Genomic DNA, 19,576 nt, shown 5'->3' with positions numbered 1-19,576 from the left:
GTGGTCAAAGGGTGGCGCTGGCAACCATGATCGGACGGCCGTCGCGCGCATGGGCGACGAACTGAACACTATTACCGTTCGCGCGAAGCGCCAAATGCAGTTCCTCGCCGCAGATCGCGGCAGACACCGCTCGGCAATCGAAGCACCGAAGCGCATTGTCGCCGAAGTGCTGCTGGGCGAGTTCCAGCAGCAGTGTCGCCGTCAACGGACCGTGAACGACGAGGCCGCGATACCCCTCGATTTCGCAGGTGTAGGCCCGATCATAATGAATCCGGTGACTGTTGAAGGTCAGCGCCGAAAATCGGAACAGCAAGGCTTCCGAGGGGACCAGCGCGCGGTGCGCAACCCATCGAGATCCGTCGAAGGTCATGTCAGGCGGCCGCGGCAGCTCTGCGGGCCCCAAAGGCATGGGATCCCGATAAACGATCGCTTGGGTTTCGCGAACGAAGATTTCGCCTTTGCAGTGGATTTCCTGTGCCATCTCGACAAAAACAAGCTTGCCGGTCGCGCCTTGCTTTTCGGCGATGGAATTGATCCGCGATCTGCGCTGCACCTTCTGGCCGATGAGCAACGGCGAAAGAAATTCGATCCTGCTCGATGCCCACATCCGGCGCGACTGAGGAAGTGGTGGCATGAAGCTGCTTTCGCCGCCGCGCACCGGATGTCCATCCACGCTCAATGCGGCTGTTGGCGCGTCTGGCAGGCAAAGGCACCAATGATAGCCTTGCGGCACGCTGCCATCTGCCGGCGCAACGCGGTCGAAAGTCGCCAGCCACCGTCGTGCGGCAGCGGGTTCCAGATAGTCGTGACGCAATTCTTCACGACCAATCCAGCTTTGCCATTGTACGTACGGCTGGGTGGTCATATATCATCCCCGGTCAGGCCGCGGGCAATCACCTGAGCCTGAATTTCCGCAGCGCCCTCGAAAATGTTGAGGATGCGCGCATCGCAAAGGATGCGACTGATCTCGTATTCAAGGGCATAACCATTGCCGCCGTGGATCTGCAGCGCAGCGTCGGCGTTCGACCAGGCGGCGCGAGCGGCAAGCAACTTTGCCATGCCGGCCTCAATATCGCAGCGCTTGTCCGAATCCCTGGCTCGCGCGGCAGCATAGCAGAGTTCACGCGCCATCACAAAATCGACAAGGCTCATCGCCAGCTTGTCCGACACGCGCGGAAACCCGACGATGGCCCTGCCGAATTGCTTGCGAACCAAGGCATAGTCGAGGCCCAGTTCGATGGCCCGCCGCGCGACGCCGATAGCCCGCGCGGCGGTCTGGATGCGTGCGCCCTCGAAGGTACGCATGAGCTGCTTGAACCCTTTCCCCTCCTCGCCGCCCAGCAGGGCGTCTGCCGGCGCGGTCATGGCATCGAACTGCAGGGCATATTCGCGCATCCCGCGATAACCGGGGACCTCGATCTCGCTTCCGGTCATGCCAGGGGCTGGGAAACCGTCATCGCTCGTGCCCCGAGGCTTGGGCACCAGCAACATCGACAGCCCGGCGTAACCCCTGGCTTCAGGTAATGTTCGCACCAGCATCGTCATCAGATCTGATCGGCTGGCATGGGTAATCCAGTTTTTCGCCCCGTTGATGACCCAGTGATCGCCGTCGTGCCGTGCGCGGGTTTGAATGGAGCCAAGATCCGATCCGGTGTCGGGTTCGGTGAAGGCTGCTGACGGCAAAACCTCGCCGCTTGCGATCCTGGGCAACCACCAGGCCTTTTGCGCTTCGGTGCCGTTCAAGCCGATCAGTTCGCCGGCGATTTCCGACCGCGTGCCAAGCGAGCCCGCGCCAATCCAGCCCCGCGACAATTCCTCGGTTATGATGCACATCTTTAGCTTACCGAGGCCAAGTCCCCCATAGATTTCGGGTATGCAGACTCCGAATGTACCGAGATCGGCCATGGCCTGAATCACTGCCTCGGGGATCAGATCATTCGCCAGATGCCATCCGTGAGCCTGGGGCACGATGACAGCATTGGTGAAGCGACGGTATTGCTCGCGGATCGTGTCGGCTTCGGCATCATCGAGCGACTCGCTTGGCCATTGCCCCTGGGCCAGGGCTGCAGCCACTTCGCCTCTGGTTGCAGCATAGTCCACATCGAGTAGGTCCACGCACCGGTCGAAAAGCGTGCGGGCAGCGCTGCCAAGTCCGAGGTCGCCGGGGCGGAAGATTTCGTTCTGGCCCATCGGCAGGCCGCCACCGATCTGGCCAATGCATTCAGCGAAGGCCAGAGTGGCGATCCTGGCGTCAAAGTCATTCTTGCTGCCCCTGGCTTCGGACCATTCGAGCACCGCTTCAAGCGCAGCCACAAGCGTGGCCACCCAGGCATAACCGTGCGCGGCCCGCTGCTCCTCATCAATCCTTCCGGACACCAAGCGCGCGCCCAACGCTGCCTTGACCGAGTCGCGATAGTCTCTCGCGGCGTTCAGGGCCTGGCGCAGATCAGCCACCTTCAGGCCGCGCGCTCGAAGATTGCGGCGATGCCTTGTCCGCCGCCGATGCACATCGTCTCAAGACCGTAGCGGCCTTTCGTGCGCACAAGTTCGCGGGTAAGGTTGGCAAGAATACGACCACCGGTTGCACCGATCGGGTGGCCAAGCGATATACCCGAACCATTGACATTGAGGATTTCGTTCCGGCCGTCGTCATCCGACCAGCCCCATCCTTTCAGAACCGCCAGGACTTGCGGTGCGAAGGCTTCGTTCAGCTCAACCAGATCAATATCGCCCCAGCCAAGGCCGCTGCGGGCGAACAAGCGTTGCACTGCAGGAACGGGACCAATTCCCATACGACTGGGATCACAGCCCGCCGCGGCCGAGCTATGATAAAAGGCGATCGGTTCCACCCCCAGTTCGTCGAGTTTGTCTTCGGCCACCACAAGGCAAGCGGCAGCGGCGTCGTTCTGCTGACTGGCGTTGCCAGCGGTTACGACGCCGCCCTCAATCGCCTTCAGCGCGCCGAGCGAAGCCATCGTCGCGTCGCCGCGATAACCTTCATCGTGTGCGAAGATGGCAGGCGCGCCCTTTCTTTGCGGCACCACAACCGGCACGATTTCGTCGTCGAACATTCCATTCGCCCAGGCGGCCGCGGCCCGCTGGTGGCTGCGCACGGCATAGGCATCTGCCTGTTCCCGGCTGATGTCATAATCCCTGGCAAGATTTTCGGCCGTTTCGATCATGCCGGAGATAACACCAAAACGCTCCGTCGGCTGAGACATAAGGCGTCCGCGCGTCAACCTGTCGTGAAGGGTGATACTGCCGGAACGTTTGCCCCCGCGAAGGTCGGTTGAATAATGTTCGACGTTGGACATTGATTCGACCCCGCCGGCGACAACAACGTCGGACATCCCCGTCTGCACCATCATCGCGGCGTTGACGATCGCCTGTAGCCCCGAACCGCAGCGCCGGTCGAGCTGATAGCCGGGGACTTCAAGCGGCAGGTCGGCAGCCAGCCATGACCAGTGGCCGATGGCCGGCGCCTCGCCGTTGCCATATCCCTGACTGAACACGACATCGTCGACCCGGGCGGGATCGATCTTCGTGCGCTCGATCAGGGCCTTGAGGATGACTGCGCCAAGCTCGCCTGCAGTCATCGGCGAAAGAGAGCCGCCAAACTTGCCCACCGCAGTGCGGATCGGCATGACAATGGCTGCGCGACGAAGGGTCATTTCGGGTCTCCACTCGCCATGTTGCCCACAATACCTGCGTCGATCAGGCGGGCGATTTCGGCGGCAGGCAGCGAGAGCAGATCCGCCAGGACTTCTTCGGTATGCTGGCCATTGCACGGCGCGGGACAAGGATCCCGACGGTGCATTTGGGGAACGGTGGCGAATGTGCCCGCGGCGGGATAGTCGAAGCCGCTGGGATTTGGCACCATCCCGAAAATCGGATTGTTCGCTACCAGCGCTGGATCGTGAACCGCATCAAGCATCCTGCGATAGGGCGAAAAGACGATTCCCCCCGCATCGAAGGCAGTAGACAGATCGGCGTAATCACGCGACCGGATCGCCCGTTCAAACAAGGGATAGAGCATGTCACGCAAGGTATATCGGAGGCCGTCATCCTGTTCGAAAGAAACACCGCGCTCTTGTTCGATGGCCGCAACATCTTCGGAAAGGCCCAGCGCCCCCAGCAAATGGGCCCACTGGCGATGCGTGGCAACGACAATCATTGTCCGCACCCCGTCGCGCGTGGTGAAGTCGCGACCGAACAAACCATAAACTGCATTGCCAAGGCGCGGACGATCCCGGCCCGTATAGAGCATTTCTGCAAGTCCACCGAGGTTGGCGACCGTGCCAATCGCCACGTCTGACAACGGCAGCCGGATCTCGCATCCTTCGCCACTGGTGCTTCGCCACTGCATCGCGGCAAGCATGGCGAATGCTCCGTATGCGCCGGAAATGAGATCCCATGCGGGCAGGACATGATTGACCGGATCGGGGCCCGTTCCAGTCAGCATAGGGTATCCCACGGCATTGTTTATGGTGTAATCGAGCGCGGGCGAGCCATCGGCCCATCCCATTATCCGCAAGGTGACAAGATCCGGACACCCCTGCGCGAGGAGGGCATGGGACAGGAAACCATCCACCGGAAAATTGGTGATGAACTGGCCGGTTGCCCTCACGAGTTCCTGCACTATTTCACGCCCCTCAGGCCTGCGAAGATCAACCGCGACTGACTTTTTTGCACGATTGAGATTCTCCCAATAGAGCGAATCATTCGCCGCCGTCACAGGCCAGCGCCGGTAATCGGGGCCGCCGCCAATCTGGTCGACGCGTATCACCTGTGCGCCAAATTGCGCGCAATAAAGGCCCGCCGTGGGAGAGGCGACGAATGACGATGCCTCAATGATCGATAGGCCATCGAGAAAATTATACATGGCGTTTGATCCGGCCCGCAGGCGAATTGGCCATGCGCCAGGGCGGGGCGGAATGAACCCCCTGGCCGCCCATGGTGCAGCCTGCGGATGAAGTGCAACCCACGAAGGTCAATTCGCCGCCGCAAATTCACGCAGCATGTGCTTAGCGATCTGGAGTTGCAGGATCTGGGTCGTGCCTTCATAAATCCGATATATGCGCGCATCGCGGAAGAAACGTTCGGCATCGTATTCGGCAAGATAGCCGGCACCGCCGTGGATCTGGACGCAGGCATCCACCACGCGGCCGCACATTTCTGTCGCGAAAACCTTGAACGCCGCTGCTTTGCGCAAGATGTTCTCGCCTGCGTCGGCGCGCCGAGTGACATCGTCCATCATGCATTCGGCGGCATAGATTTCGATCTCGCTCTGGGCGAGCATCTGCTGGATCAACTGGAAGTTGGCAATCGGCTCGCCGAATGCCTTGCGCTCGGTCGCGTATCGGATGGCGCTATCCAGCGCCCGGCGGGCATAAGCGGTCGCTGCGGCGCCCACCGACATCCTGCCGTTGTCGAGGCTCATCATCGCGAATGCGAAGCCCTTGCCAAGTTCGCCGCCGAGCAGAGCCTCGCTGCCAACGTGGACATCTTCCAGCCCGATATCGGCGATATGGCTACCCGACTGGCCCATCTTCCTGTCCGACTTGCAGATCGTCACGCCGGGTATGTCAAGCGGGACGATGAATGCCGATATATGGGCGTTTTTGGGCAGATTTTCCATGGCCGTCCGCGCCATGATCAGTCCAACCTTCGCAAAGGGCGAGTTGGTAATATATCGCTTGGTGCCATTGAGAAGCCAGCCGTCGCCGGTCGGCACCGCAGTCGTCTGCAGACCCGCCGCATCTGATCCCGAACCCGGTTCGGTCAGGCCGAAAGCGGCGATTTCACCCGCGGCAATGCGCGGCAGCCATGCAGCCTTCTGCGCTTCTGTTCCACCATTCTTGAGGGCTGAGGCGAACATGCCGACATTGATCGAGATGATCGAGCGGAATGCCGGCATCGCATAACTTAGCGTGTGCATGGTGCGGATATACTGGCTGATGTTCATGCCGGCGCCGCCATGCTCTTCCGGTATGGTCAATCCAAACAGACCCATGTCGCGCATCGCTTCGAGGACGTTTTCGGGGATGAGGTCGGTTTCAATAATTTTGCGCTCGACAGGAATGAGCCGGTCGCGCACGAAGCGTTCAAGCTGTATCAAGAATTGTTCGAAGACTTCTGCATCCATGCCGGCGTTGCTCATCGGTTACCTGTCAGATTGGATCATAAGGAAAGACATGCGCCGAGACTTCATCGGCGCGCGCGAAGCTGCTGCGAAACGAAGGTACAAGCTCGTGGGCAATTGCCTCCGGCGTCCAGCCTTCGACCTTGGTCATCGACCGGATCGGCCGGGGCTTGCAAAACAGGGCGATTTCATTCTTGCGAACCGCGAAAATCTGGTTGGTCACGTCCTTGGATAGGTCGGATGCCAGATAGGCAACCAACGGCGCGATCTTGTCTGCCGACATGGATTGCAACCGTTGGACACGTTCGTGTTCGGCAGGCGTTGTCGCGGGAATTGACGAGGTCATGCGGCTCCACGCAAAAGGCGCGATGCAGTTCGAGCGGACGCCAACTCGCGCCATGTCGAGCGCGATAGACTGCGAAAGCGCGACGACGGCCAACTTTGCCGCCGAATAGTTCGCCTGCCCGATGTTGCCGATCAGACCGCTCGTCGAAGTGAAATGAACGAAACTGCCCGCCTTCTGTTCACGAAAATAGGGCGTGGCGGCCTTGGAAACGTTGAAGACACCAGTAAGATTGACCGCGATGACGCTGGTCCAGTCCGCGTGACTCATCTTGTGCCAGATGCTGTCTCGCAAGATGCCTGCATTGTTCACGACCGCATCGATTCGGCCAAATTTCCGTACCGCATCCTCGATAATGCTCTGCGCCTCCGCCGGATCTGCAACATTACCGAAGTTGGCCGCCGCTTTGCCCCCGGCACCGATGATGTCGTTAGCGGTGTTCTGAGCGAATGCGGTATCGCCGCCGTTGCCCGCCTGCGCCACGCCAGGATCGTTGACGATAATTGCCGCCCCCTGCGCGGCGCAATACAACGCCAGTTGGCGACCTATTCCGCGCCCGGCACCAGTGATCGCGACAACTGATCCATCCAGGCACCGATCCATATCCCGTTCCTCAAATGCAATTAGCCCGACAGGCAGGACTGGCTCAATGCCAGGCTCTGGCAACAAGCTCACCCAGTTCCTCTGCCACTCCGCCAGATGTGCTCGCCAAGGTACAATAGTTGGCAAAGCTTGCCTGGACTGCTGCTTCGGACGACTCGGCACGGGTCAACTGGTCCAGGTCCAGCCCAGCGAGCATTTGGGACTGGACCAGACGTTCACCATGCAACTCTGCCGTCTTCAGCGCCGCATAGGCTGCGGCGTTAATTTCCGACTCAGGCGTACATTGGCACCACTGCTTCATCCAGCGCCGCACCGAACGGACCGGTTGCACGAAGCGTTCATTCGCAGTTGCTGCCGAGTGCTGCGCGGCCTCGATGTCCGAAACAGCGAGAATGGTGCAACGCGCCCCTGCCAACCAAAGGCAAAGCAACACCGTGTTGACGTCACACCCATGCTGATCCTGCAAGGCAAGGCAGGAAGCTGCCACGCCCGGCTTGGCATAAATGTGTAAGGAATAGTCCCATAACGCCGCCGCGTGCTGCTCCACCTGAATTGAAGCTTCATCACCCACTGGCGGCACGGCCGGGCCTTGGTCCGACCGTGCCGAAGTACCCAATCGCGGACCTTGGTGAAAATGCTGACCAGACATGCAACGAGGCCAACCGCCTAGAACGTGCGGGCGCCGAAATGGATTTCCATCATCGGACGCATGACATCCCACCGTTCCAGCTGCGACCAGTGGCCCGAACGGTCGAGAACGTACAGTTCGGCATGCTTGAGATGCTGGATCAGGTATAGGCTGGTGTCGAGCGGCACCACCCGGTCCTGACGGCCATGGAAGATCAGCACTTCGTGCGGCATTTTGCCCAGCAGTTCGGGCGGCATGTTGAGCGTCTCAATGCCGTTCTTCATCGAATCGATCATCTTGACCGCGGTCTTCATGATTCCCGGATCGGTGGCGATCTTGTAACGGTTCTCGACGATTTCCTCCATGCCTTCGAACTTCTCGGCATCGTAGGCGAAGCTGTGCATCACCTGGCGATAGCGGGCATATCGTGGGTCGGAATAGAACGAGAGCAGGCGGATCAGTTCCGGGGTGCGCGGGCCGGGGGCTCCGATCGAACCCATCAGCACCACCTTGTCGATTGTGTCGGGCTCCTCGCTCATCATTTGCAGGGTCAGCGCGCCGCCCATCGAATTGCCTACAACGTGGGCCTTCTTCACACCGAGCGCCTCAAGCAGGCCAAAGCACTGGTCGACCCGGGTGCCGATCCAGCCCATCACGCTGTCAGGCCACGGATCGGGAATCACCGACTGGCCGAAACCGATCAGGTCGGGCGCGATCACGAAGAAGTTTTCGGCGAGGTCCGGCATCAGGTGATACCAGTTGGATGCGGCATGTGCGCCCGGACCCGCACCGTGAAGCAGCAGAATTGCCGGCTTGGACGGATCGCCCGCCAAGAGGGTGTGCGAGGTCAAGCCGCGGCCCGTGATCTTTTCTTCCCTGATAACCCCTTCAGCAGCCATGACATTCTCCCATGTGATCCTGACGATATATTCGCGCGACTCCTTGCCGGAGTTCACAGTCAATTTTGCCGGAGCCTAAGATATCGTTTGACATTGTGCAATGAGTTTTCCCAAGTGTTGCGCATTGGGAGCAGGACACATGACAGGCGAGACATTCGACGATCGACTGGTCGCGCAATTGGCGCAGGAACTCGACCATGCCGAGCAGACCCGCGAACGGATCCGGCCGTTCTCCGTGCGCTATCCAGGCATGCAGATCGAGGATGCCTACCGCATCAACCAGGCCTGGGTCGATCTCAAGCGAGAGCGCGGCCGGGCCGTCTTTGGTCACAAGATCGGCCTGACCTCGCGCGCGATGCAGCAGGCAGCCGGAATCACCGAACCCGATTACGGCACCTTGCTGGATGACATGGTGTTCGAACAGGGCAGCGACGTGCCGACCGCCCGGTTCATCACGCCCAAGGTCGAGGTCGAACTGGCCTTTGTGCTCGGGCGCCGCCTGGAAGGAGCACAGACGACGATTTTCGACGTCCTGAGCGCCACCGACTATGTGGCTCCGGCAATCGAGATCATAGACACCCGGGTGCATCCCAAGGATGCCGAAACCGGAGTGGCGCGCAAGGTCCTGGATACGATCAGCGACAATGCCGCCAATGCCGGAATCATCGTCGGCGGTCTGCCGGCGAAACCCGACGGGCTCGATCTGCGCCGCATCGGCGCCCTGCTCAGCCGCAACGGGGTGATCGAGGAAACCGGCCTTGCGGCAGGGGTGCTTAACCACCCCGCCAACGGCGTCGCCTGGCTGGTACGGCGGCTCGCGCCTTGGGGGCAAGGGCTCGAAGCCGGAGAAGTCGTGCTTGGCGGATCGTTCACGCGCCCGGTCGAAGCGGCGCCGGGCGATGTCTTCAACGCCGATTTTGGCGAGTTTGGTTCAATCGGGTTCCGGTTCGTTTAAGGGGCGAAAATGCAGACACCGGTCAACCGCTTCAAGGCGGCCTTGCGCGAAGGTCCGGTCCAGCTTGGCTTCTGGTTGGCCCTGGCCCATCCAGACATTGCCGAAATCTGCGCGGGCCATGGCTATGACTGGCTGCTGATCGATGGCGAACATGGCCCGCAAACCCTGCCCGGCATCGTCGCGCAGCTGCGTGCGGTCGAGGCGACGCCGCCGTGTTCGGCGATCGTCCGGATTGCCGGCCACGATCCGGTAGCGATCAAGCAGGTTCTCGATCTTGGAGCGCAGACTCTGATGGTTCCGATGGTCGAGACCGCCGAACAGGCCCAGGCCATCGTAACTGCGTCCCGCTATCCGCCTGCAGGCGAACGCGGCCTCGGCGGCGCCCGTGCCGCGCGCTGGGGTGGCTATCCTGCCTATGTCGCAGAAGCCAATGCGCAGGTTTGCATCATCGCCCAGATCGAGACCGCGACCGCCGTCGACAACATTGAGGCGATCGCCGCAGTGGACGGAATCGACGCGCTGTTCCTTGGACCTGCGGACCTGGCCGCGACCGAAGGTTTGCTGGGCGCAATCAATTTCGATGCCCTGTTCAAGCTGACCGGCGAAGCACTGGCGCGGATCGTCTCAACCGGCAAACCGGCCGGGATCCTTTCGCGCGACGAACGCCTCGTCCAGCAGTTCCTCGATGGCGGTGCCCGCTTCATCGCCAACGGGATCGACAGCTTCACGATGGCCAAGGGCGCGGGCGACGGACTCCGGGTCTGGCGTGAGCGTATCGCGGCACAGGGCGGCAACTGAGGCTATGGCAAAACCGGCTTGGCAGACGCCTCGTTCCAGTGACCCGGTCAAACCGCTTGATGGCGTCCGGGTGCTTGAATTAGCCCGCATCCTGGCTGGCCCATGGTGCGGACAGCTGCTGGCGGACCTTGGCGCCGAAGTGATCAAGATCGAACGGCCCCGCGTAGGAGACGATACGCGGCATTGGGGGCCGCCGTTCGTGACAGCAGAAGATGGCACCAATTTGGGAGCGGCTTATTTCCATTCGACCAATCGCGGCAAGCGGTCTTTCGCAATCGACATCGCCAGCGCGGAGGGCCAGGCCATCATTCGCGATCTGGCAAGCGGCGCAGATATCGTGATCGAGAACTACAAGGTCGGCGGGCTGTCGAAGTACGGGCTTGACCATGCCGCGCTTTCCGCACTGAATCCGCGCCTGATCACCTGCTCGATCACAGGGTTCGGACAAACCGGGCCATACGCCCACCGCGCAGGCTACGATTTCATCGCCCAGGCCATGGGCGGCATGATGTCGATGACCGGCGAACCCGATGGCGAACCGCAGAAGGCGGGCATCGCCGTGGCCGATCTGTTCACGGGCATGTACAGCACGGTGGCGATCCTCGCTTCGCTCAACCGCCGGGACCGCACCGGCAGCGGCGCCCACATCGACATGGCACTGCTCGACACCCAGGTGACTGTCATGGCCAATCAGGCGATGAACTGGATGACATCGGGTAATGTGCCGCGCCGGTTCGGCAACGGTCACGCCAATCTGGCACCCTATCAAGCCTTCCCCACGCTTGACGGGCCCTTGGTGATTGCGGCCGGCAACGACGGCCAGTTCGCCAGCTTGTGCCGCGTTTTGCGGTGTTCACTGCATGAAGACCCACGCTTCGCCACAAATCCTGCCCGTCTCTCGAACCGGGCGGAACTGGTCACAACGGTCGAGGGGCGCACGGCCCAGTGGAACCGACAAGCGCTGTTCGACGCGCTTGAAGAGGTTGGCGTGCCAGCCGGACCAATCAACGAACTCGACGAAGTGTTCGCCGATCCACAGGTCATCGCCAGGGGCCTCGCCGCAATGGCCGGAGGGCGCAAAGGCGTCGCCAGCCCGATCGTGATCGACGGGGTGCGAATGGTTTCGGATCTGGCCGCGCCGGGAAGTCCCGAGTCGGTCGGAGACGAATAGGCGGCGCAGTCAGTTCGCAGCCTGAACCGGTATAGGTCCCCCGAACAATCGCCAGCCTTCGCTGAACAGTACAAGCACGATGGTCACGCTCGCCACCCCGAAGAACGAATAGGCCAGAGGCAGCGGGGAACCATTGTAGGCCTGCCCGATCAGTGCGCCCAGCCCCGCGCCAAGCACCAAACGGAAGAACGTCTGAACAGAGGCCGCGGCCCCGGCCACCTTGCCGAATGGCTGCAGGGAAATCGCAGTGAAATTGATGAAGACCGTGATCAGCAAGCACATGTTCGCGGATGTCAGAAGCACGAACTGAAGCAGGGTTTCGCCCGGTCGGGATGCCACATAGATCTGGCCGATCGACACAAGGAAATGGCACAGGATGGCGGCATGGCCGATCCCTCGGATGCCGAAACGGTGTACGATAGCGGAATTGGCAATGCTGGCCAGCATCATCGAGCCCGCCATCAAGCCAAAGATTACCGAATAGGCCCCACCGGCCCCGAAATGTTCGCCGATCAATTGCTGCGAGCTGTTGATGAAGCCGAAGTGAGCGCCGAAAATCAGGGCCATGCCAATGACGTAACCGATCGACCGGCGATTTGTCAGAACGAGGCGGATGTTGCCGAACAATTCACTCGCACCATGAGACTGCCGCCGGGAAAGCGGCAGCGTTTCTTCCATGCGGAAGAAATACCAAGCTGACACTCCCATCGACAGCACCCCGATGACGATGAAGACGGCACGCCAGCCGAGCGCTGTAAAGATCACATAACCCAAACTTGGGGCGAGGGTCGGGACTGCCATAAACAGCATCGCGACAAAGGCCTGCAGCTTGGCCATGTCTTCGCCCTGATAGCGGTCGCGAACGATCGCCAGAGGAAGGACGGTCAGGGCGGAAGAGGCACAGCCAAGCAGCGCGCGGGCCGCCAGCAGGACCGAAAAGTCAGCCACGAAAGCACAAAGCAGATTGATCAGGGCGAACAGAACCATGCAAACCAGCAGGACCGGCCTCCTCCCAAGCCGGTCGGAGATCGTCCCCGGGACGAGCGAAAACAGGCCCGAGCAGATCAGGAAGGTGCCGATGACCCATTGCCGCTGGTTTGAACCGCTTGCTCCCAGATCGGTTGCCATGGCACCCAAAGCCGGAAGCAACGTTGTAAACCCAAGTGACTGCAATGCCTGGATCATCGCCATCATGGCGATGAACTCCCGTTTGCCGATTGGCTCTTTATCGGACAGCGACAACGTTCATACCTTCCGGATGGTCGGGCCTGGCAGCGCCCCCGCCATGAAGCCGGTCCACCAATATGGAGGCCCGTCCACTTCTGATGTAAAGCCGCAGGAGCTATCCTTGCCAGCCGATCGCACGACTCGCTGCTATGGCCGCCGAAAGGATCTTTTCGATCTTCGTCTTCGAATAAAAATGCTTGTCCTGAACTCGCGAGAGAACGCTCATCGTCGCAACAAGCCTGTTCGCGGAATCAAACACAGGTACACTCAAGGCAGAGAGACCAGGCACAACCGTACCCTGTGTGGTCGCGTATCCCAGCTCGCGCGCTTGGACTATCTGCCTTTCCAGTTCGTCGTCGGAAACCACCAGCCCGCTGGCGCGCTCTTGCTCGATGACGGGCTGGGTCAAAGTTCGTGAACAATGGGTCAAATACAGGATGCCAGTCGACGAAGCCTGCAATGGCAAAACAGAGCCGACGTGCAAACTGGTAAACAGGGGCAGACCGCCATCGATCCAGCGAATCACCGATGGCCCGTAATTACCCCAGACCGCCAGCAACCCTGTCGTTTGCAGTTCTTCCAGCACGCTCGCCAGATTATCGCCAGCGATCCGTACCGGCTCCACCCGCGCCAGCGCGGCCATGCCAATACGAACTGAAAACTCACCTAGTGCATAGCGGCCATTCTGGACATTCTGCTCGACCACGCCTGTATTGACAAAAGCCAGCAGGTAACGGTGTGCCTGGCTGCGTGACAGACCCGATTTCTCGGCAACTTCACGCAGATGTGCGCCATCCCTTGGGCAATCCATCAAGGCCCTGAGGACGCGAACACCAATTTCCACGGACTGGATAGCCTTGCGCGGCGAATCATTCGCGCTCAAATCTTCGGGAGGCAAGCGCTCGTTAGCCTGATGTTCGATTTCATCACCTTTAGCTGTAAGCTGGCTAGCCTTGCGTGCGTTCATCGGTATTCCCCTTCACCAGCCACTCCCCGGCCCCAAAGCCCCTTGCATTATGGGAAAGGAGTTGCATATTGTCCAACGAATAGTGTAAGGTGCAAACGCGTGCAAGGGGATGATCTGAGTCAATTGCGACAAAGAGGCCGAGCGTCAACCCAACCAGGCGCTTAAAAACCAGTGAGAGGAAAGGAAGTCGGGTAATGGCTGCAATCGCGTTTCCCAGATCGTCCGAAGAGCATTTCGAAGAGTTGCGAAAGGCGCCCGTTCTCGCCCTGCCGACAGCTCTCTTGTTTGTCGTTTCCATGGCAGGGATCGCAACGACCTGGTACCTGGCGCTGAACGCTATGCTTCCGCTTTGGGTCGGTGCGATCTCAAACGGCCTCGTCACCTATCTGCTTTTCAGCGTGATCCACGACGCCTCGCACAAGTCGCTGTCGAGCGTTGGCTGGATCAACGAATCGATCGGCGCGATCGGCTTGTTCTTCCTCTTTCCCTATGCCCCGATGGTCCTGCTCCGCTGGGTCCACAACAAGCACCACACGCATACCAATGGACCCAAAGACCCCGACCGGTTCGAGCATGAATCGCCCTGGTGGCAGGTTCCATTCCGCTGGACCTTCTTCGATGGTGCCTACATCTGGTATTTCGTCAAATATGGTCAGAACGTGCGCAAGAAACATGGCACCGAACTGCTTGTCTTCTATTCGCTCCTCGCGCTGCTGTTCGTTGCGGCAATTTACTTCGGCTTCGGCTGGGAACTGTTCATGCTGTGGTTCGTGCCGTCACGGATCACGCTGTTCATCATCGCCATCGTCTTCGTCATCCTGCCACATCATCCCGCGATCATCGCGCAAGACGAAGACCCTTACATGGCGACAACCATGCGGTTCGGCTGGGAATGGTTGCTCAACCCGCTGCTGGTTTATCAGAATTACCACCTGATCCACCACCTCTGGCCTGAAATCCCGTTCTACCGGATGCACAAGGCCTATTACCTCAAGTACGATGAAATCAACGCCAACCGCATCCCGCGCCAGAAAGCCTTCGCCCTGAAGCCCGAGAACTATGACGACCACTTTGCGGTTCGCCGGGAACTCGACCAGGCGCAAGGCAAGGCAAGGCCTGCCTAACGAAATAACGGCCGGACCGTTCGGTATGGTCCGGCCGTACCTCCAGACCGGGAAACGCACTGATGGCCAAGCAACTTCACCTTGGCGCGTTCATGCGCCCGGTCAGCATCCACACCGGAGCCTGGCGGTATCCAGGTGCCTTACCCGACGCGAACTTCAGCCTGGCAGCGATCCAGCGCTTCATCCGCAGCCTTGAAGCTGCCAAGTTCGATTATTTCTTCATGGCTGATCACCTCGGCGTGCTCAACCTGCCACGCCAGGCGCTGATGCGCAGCCACACTGTGACCTCGTTCGAGCCATTCACGTTGCTTTCCGCACTGGCCGGGGTGACTGAGCGAATCGGCCTCGTCGCAACGGCCTCGACCACTTACGACGAGCCGTTCCATGTCGCGCGCCGCTTTGCCTCTCTCGATCACATCAGCGGCGGGCGGACCGGCTGGAACGTGGTGACCACTTCGAATCCGGACAGCAGCCGCAACTTCGGCCTGGAGACCCAGCCAGATCACGCCGCGCGCTATCACCGCGCCCGCGAGTTTCATGACGTTGTGACCGGGCTGTGGGACAGTTTCGCCGACGATGCCTTCGTTATGGACGCAGCAAAGGGCATCTATTTCGACCCCGCCCGGATGCGTGCGCTGAACCACAAGGGCGAGCATTTCTCGGTCACCGGGCCGCTTAACATCGCCCGTCCGGTTCAAGGCTGGCCGGTCATCTTCCAGGCCGGTGCCTCGGACCCGGGCCGCCAGCTCGCTGCCGAAACCGCCGAAGCCGTATTTGCTGCGGAATCGACGCTGGAAGGCAGCAAAGCCTATTACGACGACGTCAAAGGGCGGGCGGCGACGGTAGGACGCAATCCCGATCACATCAAGATCATGCCGGCCGTATTCCTGGTTGTTGGAGACACCGTCGAGGAAGCCCACGCGAAGCGCGCGAAACTGGACAGCCTGGTCCACTACGACAGCGGCATCCATTCACTGTCCGGCATGCTGGGTCACGACGTATCGGGCTTCGATCCCGATGGCCCCCTGCCCGACATCCCCGAATCCAACGCCAGCAAAAGTTCGCGGCGGTTCATGATCGAATTGGCCAGAGCTGAGAGCCTGACGATCCGCCAGCTCGCCGCGAAGGCCGGCAGCTATGGCGGTTTGGCTTTTGTCGGCACCGCCAAGACCATCGCCGACGAGATGCAGCATTGGCTTGAGCAAGGCGCTTGCGACGGTTTTACCACCATGTTCCCTTACCTGCCGGAAGGCCTGGAAGACTTTGCCGGCAAGGTTGTGCCCGAACTGCAGGCGCGCGGCCTGTTCCGCACCGAATACGAAGGCGAAACGCTGCGCGACCATCTAGGCCTGCCGCGCCCGGACAACCGCTTCTTCGCCTGATGCGGTGAGCCGGTTTGTCATCATCGGCGCCGGGGCAATCGGCAGTTTCCTGAGCACGCGGTTGCACAACGCCGGGCATGAAGTTCTGCTGATCGCCCGAGGAGCGCGGCTCGAGGCCTTGCGAAACACGGGCGTGCTGCTGTCCGAAGGCGGGGCCGAGCGGCAAGTGCGTGTGCCGGTGTCCGCAGCATGCGATCCCGCAACGCCGCCGGATCATGCCATCCTGGCAACCAAGACGTTTCAGATCGAATCGGCGCTTGCCCTGCTCGAACCACTGCGCGGAAGCCGCTTCACGCTGCTGACGGTGCAGAATGGGGTCGAAGCACCCGGCATCGCCCAGGCCGCCCTGCCCCGCGCTGTCGTGCTTGGCGCACGCATGCACGGCTTCTTCGAGCTGGAAGACGGGATCGTGCGCCACACCGGCGTCCCCGCCACGCTGCTGGCCGGCCCGGTCGCCGATCGCGCAACCGACCCGGCTGCCGGACAGGCCTCGGCAATCCTTGCGGGCGACCTTATTGCCGCTGGGGTCCCCACCACTCTGACAGGCGACATGCGCCCAGCGTTGTGGGACAAGTTCCTGATGGCCGCGACGATCGGCGCGGTGGCCCCGGCGTTCGGCCTGAAGGTCGGTCAGGTGCTGGGCCATCCCCAGGCCAGCGCGCTTTTGCGCGAGGCCATGGCCGAGGTCGAACGGATCGCAGCGGCGTTGGGCATCGAATTGCCGCCCGATTGCATATACGAGAAGCTGGACTTCATCGGCCGCTTTCCACCCGACGTCACCAGTTCGCTGCAGCGCGATCTCGAAGCGGGCAGACCGTCGGAATTCGTCCACCTCAGTGGGGCCATACCCCGCTTCGCGCGACAGGCCGACCTGCCCTGCCCGGCCACAGACGAAATCCTCGCGCGGCTGCGCGCCCGCGGGCTTCAACCTGATTGATCAGACGATATCCCGCTCCATCGCGCGCCTGGCAAACCATGCACCCGCCATGATCACAGCATGCGCGGCCAAGGTCGTCAAGCCGACCCACAAGGCTTCGCCGCTCCAAACGACGCTATAGATGTCCCAGGCGGAGCCGACGAGTTCGGTCAGCACGATCACCGGAACCAGCGCCCAGTAGCGCAACGGATCGCGCGCGCCCCACAACGCCACGAGGCCGATTGCTGCCAGTTGGATGCCAACGATCAACCAGGCATCAAGCAGCAGGCCGAAAGACGGCGTCCCCTGCCCCAGCGCAATACCGGGGTAGATCAGCCGCAGGGCCCCCGCATAGACCGGCGGCCAGAGCAGCACGAGATTGCAGAGATACCAGATCCCCACGGCGATCAGGTAAGTGCGCAGAACCTTCATGGCGGCCTCCTCAGGCGATCGCGAAGATATCCGATGTGGCGCAGGCGATGCGCGCATCCTTGTGCGGCGCATAGTCCGGATCGTTCATGAAGGCGTCGATCGCCTCCATCGAAGGAAACCGGATCACCACGACATAGTCAGGTGCGGCTCCCTCGCCCTCATAACGGACGAACTCGTGCGAACGGCAGACCATTTCCCCGCCGTGGCGTCCGACCAGCGCCGGAACTGCGGCCATATAGCCTGCCACCCAGGTTTCGTCGTGCGATTTGATCGATCCGATGAAATAGGCAGCCATCACTCCGTTTCCTTTGGTCAGCGCCGGGACCGCCAGCTTTCCCGCTAGAGCCCCAGCAAGGTGTTGCGAACAGCTTGCGCAAATCCCGCAGTTGTCCCGTTTCCGCCAAGATCGGGGGTCCTCGCGATATCGGGCGCAATGAGCGCCGTTTCGAGTGCGCGCATCACCAGCGCGGCGGGCTCGGTTTCGCCGAGATGCTCCAGCATCATTGCACCCGACCAAATCTGGCCGATCGGATTGGCGATGCCCTGCCCGGCGATGTCCGGGGCAGACCCGTGGACCGGCTCGAACATCGAAGGGAACCGCCGTTCGGGGTTGAGGTTAGCAGAAGGAGCCACAGCGATGGTGCCAGTGATTCCCGGCCCCAGATCGGAAAGGATATCACCAAAAAGGTTCGAACCAACCACCACATTGAACCGTTCGGGCGACATCACAAAGCGTGCGGCGAGAATATCGACATGATACTGATCGGCGGCAACATCGGGGTATTCGGCGCCGATCGCGGCAAAGCGCTCGTCCCAGAACGGCATCGAATGATAGAGTCCATTGGACTTCGTCGCGCTGGTCACATGCCTGCGCCCGCTCCGCCGAGCGAAGTCGAAGGCATAGCGCAAGATGCGGTCGGTGCCCCGGCGGGTGAAGATCGCCTGCTGGACGACGATTTCGTTCTCGCCAGTTCCGGTCCGACCGCCGATCTGGGAATATTCGCCTTCCGAGTTTTCGCGCACCACCCAGAAATCGATGTCGCCGCGAGCCTTGTCGCGCAGGGGCGAAGCGATGCCCGGCAGCAGCCGCACCGGACGCAGATTGACGTACTGCTCGAACTCGCGCCGGATCGGCAACAGCAGCCCCCACAGCGAGATATGATCGGGTACCCCGGGAAAGCCGACCGCGCCGAGGAACACCGCATCATGATCGCGCAACCGGTCTAGCCCATCATCGGGCATCATCTTGCCGGTTTTGAGGTAGGTCTGGCAGCTCCAGTCGAAGTGCCGGAATTCGAGCACGAAACCGCACTTGGCCGCTGCCGCCGTCAGCACCGCGATTGCGGCAGGCACCACTTCGCGGCCAATTCCATCTCCCGGAATGCTGGCGATGGAATAACGCCTCATGGTCAATCTTTCCCTACAGATAGCTGTTCAAAGTCTTGAGCACCCGATAAGCGCTGAGAAAGGCTGGCGCAGGAACCTGCAGTTGCTCCGCTGCCGCCGCGAGCGGCCCCAGGACCTCGTCAACTTCCATCCGCCGGCCCGCCACGAGATCGTCATGCATCGAGGTGCGGACGGGACGGTTTTCCGGCTTGAATCTGGTGCCCATCGCCATGACACCGTACACTGCCTCTTCAAAGCTTTCACGGTCAATCTCGACCAATCTGGATACAGGCGCGAAATAGTTCTGCGGTTCGTAGCCAAGTGCCTTGTAGATCGCCAGCAGATCCTTGACGACGTGGACATAGTGTTCGGCGCCTTCGCGAACCGCCACACCATCCACAAAATCGAGCTTTGGAAGCGCGCCCAGCGTACTGGCGCTCCACGACGATGCTCCACCGACCTGAACCACTTTTTCCCAATGGACATGGACGATATCGGGAGTTGAGCGCGAACCCATGCCCGCAGCGTCGAGCGCTACGGCCATGATCCGCGTGCGCTCGCTCTCCCCGCCTTCCAGCTCGCCGAAATAGGCGGTGACGGGAA

20 protein-coding genes are annotated in these 19,576 nt (G+C 61.0%); 6 read left to right on the top strand and 14 right to left on the bottom strand.

The features are described 5' to 3' along the window. Positions 1-4: 4 nt before the first annotated feature. The 8 genes from LH128_RS03045 to LH128_RS03010 all read right to left on the bottom strand — a co-directional run bounded on the left by LH128_RS03045 (position 5) and on the right by LH128_RS03010 (position 8,567). Positions 5-865 (bottom strand): FAS1-like dehydratase domain-containing protein, encoded by an 861-nt coding sequence (locus tag LH128_RS03045; RefSeq protein ID WP_024018969.1) that lies wholly within the window; start codon positions 863-865, stop codon positions 5-7. Continuing rightward, entirely contained in the window at positions 862-2,454 is a 1,593-nt protein-coding gene (locus LH128_RS03040; protein ID WP_008828108.1) for an acyl-CoA dehydrogenase family protein, read from the bottom strand. Before LH128_RS03040 ends, LH128_RS03045 begins: the two co-directional genes overlap by 4 nt. Positions 2,455-2,456: 2 nt before the next feature. Beyond that, positions 2,457-3,671 (bottom strand): acetyl-CoA C-acetyltransferase, encoded by a 1,215-nt coding sequence (locus tag LH128_RS03035; protein WP_008828107.1) that lies wholly within the window; start codon positions 3,669-3,671, stop codon positions 2,457-2,459. Next, on the bottom strand, positions 3,668-4,882 hold the full coding sequence (locus LH128_RS03030) for a CoA transferase (RefSeq protein ID WP_008828106.1): 1,215 nt from the start codon (positions 4,880-4,882) through the stop codon (positions 3,668-3,670). Before LH128_RS03030 ends, LH128_RS03035 begins: the two co-directional genes overlap by 4 nt. A 108-nt stretch (positions 4,883-4,990) precedes the next feature. Next, positions 4,991-6,160 (bottom strand): acyl-CoA dehydrogenase family protein, encoded by a 1,170-nt coding sequence (locus LH128_RS03025; protein WP_008828105.1) that lies wholly within the window; start codon positions 6,158-6,160, stop codon positions 4,991-4,993. 10 nt (positions 6,161-6,170) lie between these two features. Next, positions 6,171-7,088, bottom strand: a complete 918-nt coding sequence (locus LH128_RS03020) for an SDR family NAD(P)-dependent oxidoreductase (protein WP_024018971.1) — start codon at positions 7,086-7,088, stop codon at positions 6,171-6,173. A 43-nt stretch (positions 7,089-7,131) separates the two neighbouring features. Next, positions 7,132-7,659, bottom strand: a complete 528-nt coding sequence (locus tag LH128_RS03015; protein ID WP_229710705.1) for a TIGR02444 family protein — start codon at positions 7,657-7,659, stop codon at positions 7,132-7,134. Between the two features lie 95 nt (positions 7,660-7,754). Beyond that, on the bottom strand, positions 7,755-8,567 hold the full coding sequence (locus LH128_RS03010) for an alpha/beta fold hydrolase (RefSeq protein WP_240530246.1): 813 nt from the start codon (positions 8,565-8,567) through the stop codon (positions 7,755-7,757). A gap of 187 nt (positions 8,568-8,754) precedes the next feature. Between LH128_RS03010 and hpaH the strand changes: the two genes are divergently transcribed. Genes hpaH through LH128_RS02995 form a run of 3 tightly spaced genes read left to right on the top strand, consistent with a single transcriptional unit; the run spans position 8,755 to position 11,539 of the window. Further along, the gene (hpaH, locus tag LH128_RS03005; RefSeq protein WP_008828101.1) at positions 8,755-9,570 is read left to right on the top strand and encodes a 2-oxo-hept-4-ene-1,7-dioate hydratase; all 816 of its coding nucleotides are present in this window, start codon (positions 8,755-8,757) and stop codon (positions 9,568-9,570) included. Between the two features lie 9 nt (positions 9,571-9,579). Continuing rightward, positions 9,580-10,368: an HpcH/HpaI aldolase family protein gene (locus tag LH128_RS03000; RefSeq protein WP_008828100.1), complete on the top strand. Its 789-nt coding sequence runs from the start codon at positions 9,580-9,582 to the stop codon at positions 10,366-10,368. Positions 10,369-10,372: 4 nt separating this feature from the next. Next, a complete protein-coding gene (locus LH128_RS02995; RefSeq protein ID WP_024018973.1) occupies positions 10,373-11,539 on the top strand; it encodes a CaiB/BaiF CoA transferase family protein in 1,167 nt (388 codons plus the stop codon). 9 nt (positions 11,540-11,548) lie between these two features. On the opposite strand, the gene LH128_RS02990 is transcribed toward LH128_RS02995, so the two are convergent. Continuing rightward, positions 11,549-12,781 carry a multidrug effflux MFS transporter gene (locus LH128_RS02990; RefSeq protein WP_024018974.1) on the bottom strand — a complete coding sequence of 411 codons (1,233 nt, stop codon included), beginning with the start codon at positions 12,779-12,781 and terminating at the stop codon, positions 11,549-11,551. 100 nt (positions 12,782-12,881) lie between these two features. Next, on the bottom strand, positions 12,882-13,733 hold the full coding sequence (locus LH128_RS02985) for an IclR family transcriptional regulator (protein WP_008828097.1): 852 nt from the start codon (positions 13,731-13,733) through the stop codon (positions 12,882-12,884). 194 nt (positions 13,734-13,927) lie between these two features. On the opposite strand from LH128_RS02985, the gene LH128_RS02980 reads away from it, so the two are divergent. From LH128_RS02980 to LH128_RS02970, 3 genes are all read left to right on the top strand, one after another. Further along, positions 13,928-14,857, top strand: coding sequence for a fatty acid desaturase (locus LH128_RS02980; RefSeq protein WP_008828096.1), 930 nt, complete (start codon positions 13,928-13,930; stop codon positions 14,855-14,857). A 62-nt stretch (positions 14,858-14,919) separates the two neighbouring features. Further along, a complete protein-coding gene (locus LH128_RS02975) occupies positions 14,920-16,239 on the top strand; it encodes an LLM class flavin-dependent oxidoreductase (RefSeq protein ID WP_008828095.1) in 1,320 nt (439 codons plus the stop codon). Positions 16,240-16,243: 4 nt separating this feature from the next. Further along, positions 16,244-17,176, top strand: a complete 933-nt coding sequence (locus LH128_RS02970; RefSeq protein WP_008828094.1) for a 2-dehydropantoate 2-reductase — start codon at positions 16,244-16,246, stop codon at positions 17,174-17,176. On the opposite strand, the gene LH128_RS02965 is transcribed toward LH128_RS02970, so the two are convergent. The 4 genes from LH128_RS02965 to LH128_RS02950 form a co-directional block, all read right to left on the bottom strand. After that, entirely contained in the window at positions 17,177-17,587 is a 411-nt protein-coding gene (locus tag LH128_RS02965) for a BphX family protein (RefSeq protein ID WP_008828093.1), read from the bottom strand. A gap of 10 nt (positions 17,588-17,597) precedes the next feature. Beyond that, complete coding sequence (locus LH128_RS02960) at positions 17,598-17,882, bottom strand: DUF1330 domain-containing protein (RefSeq protein WP_008828092.1); 285 nt, start codon at positions 17,880-17,882, stop codon at positions 17,598-17,600. A 44-nt stretch (positions 17,883-17,926) separates the two neighbouring features. Continuing rightward, positions 17,927-18,994 (bottom strand): tartrate dehydrogenase, encoded by a 1,068-nt coding sequence (locus LH128_RS02955; RefSeq protein WP_008828091.1) that lies wholly within the window; start codon positions 18,992-18,994, stop codon positions 17,927-17,929. Between the two features lie 13 nt (positions 18,995-19,007). Next, on the bottom strand, positions 19,008-19,576 hold a 569-nt coding region (locus LH128_RS02950), incomplete at its 5' end, for a ketopantoate reductase family protein (RefSeq protein ID WP_008828090.1).

The sequence above is a fragment of the Sphingomonas sp. LH128 genome (genome assembly GCF_000293195.2).
In the GTDB taxonomy this organism is placed as follows: domain Bacteria; phylum Pseudomonadota; class Alphaproteobacteria; order Sphingomonadales; family Sphingomonadaceae; genus Novosphingobium; species Novosphingobium resinovorum_A.
This window is presented reverse-complemented; position numbering and strand designations above follow the sequence as displayed.

Coding starts and splice junctions, on each gene's coding strand:
- LH128_RS03045 (WP_024018969.1), bottom strand. CDS start 865: ATGACCACCCAGCCGTACGTACAATGGCAAAGCTGGATTGGTCGTGAA.
- LH128_RS03035 (WP_008828107.1), bottom strand. CDS start 3,671: ATGACCCTTCGTCGCGCAGCCATTGTCATGCCGATCCGCACTGCGGTG.
- LH128_RS03030 (WP_008828106.1), bottom strand. CDS start 4,882: ATGTATAATTTTCTCGATGGCCTATCGATCATTGAGGCATCGTCATTC.
- LH128_RS03025 (WP_008828105.1), bottom strand. CDS start 6,160: ATGAGCAACGCCGGCATGGATGCAGAAGTCTTCGAACAATTCTTGATA.
- LH128_RS03020 (WP_024018971.1), bottom strand. CDS start 7,088: ATGGATCGGTGCCTGGATGGATCAGTTGTCGCGATCACTGGTGCCGGG.
- hpaH (WP_008828101.1), top strand. CDS start 8,755: ATGACAGGCGAGACATTCGACGATCGACTGGTCGCGCAATTGGCGCAG.
- LH128_RS03000 (WP_008828100.1), top strand. CDS start 9,580: ATGCAGACACCGGTCAACCGCTTCAAGGCGGCCTTGCGCGAAGGTCCG.
- LH128_RS02995 (WP_024018973.1), top strand. CDS start 10,373: ATGGCAAAACCGGCTTGGCAGACGCCTCGTTCCAGTGACCCGGTCAAA.
- LH128_RS02985 (WP_008828097.1), bottom strand. CDS start 13,733: ATGAACGCACGCAAGGCTAGCCAGCTTACAGCTAAAGGTGATGAAATC.
- LH128_RS02980 (WP_008828096.1), top strand. CDS start 13,928: ATGGCTGCAATCGCGTTTCCCAGATCGTCCGAAGAGCATTTCGAAGAG.
- LH128_RS02975 (WP_008828095.1), top strand. CDS start 14,920: ATGGCCAAGCAACTTCACCTTGGCGCGTTCATGCGCCCGGTCAGCATC.
- LH128_RS02965 (WP_008828093.1), bottom strand. CDS start 17,587: ATGAAGGTTCTGCGCACTTACCTGATCGCCGTGGGGATCTGGTATCTC.
- LH128_RS02960 (WP_008828092.1), bottom strand. CDS start 17,882: ATGGCTGCCTATTTCATCGGATCGATCAAATCGCACGACGAAACCTGG.
- LH128_RS02955 (WP_008828091.1), bottom strand. CDS start 18,994: ATGAGGCGTTATTCCATCGCCAGCATTCCGGGAGATGGAATTGGCCGC.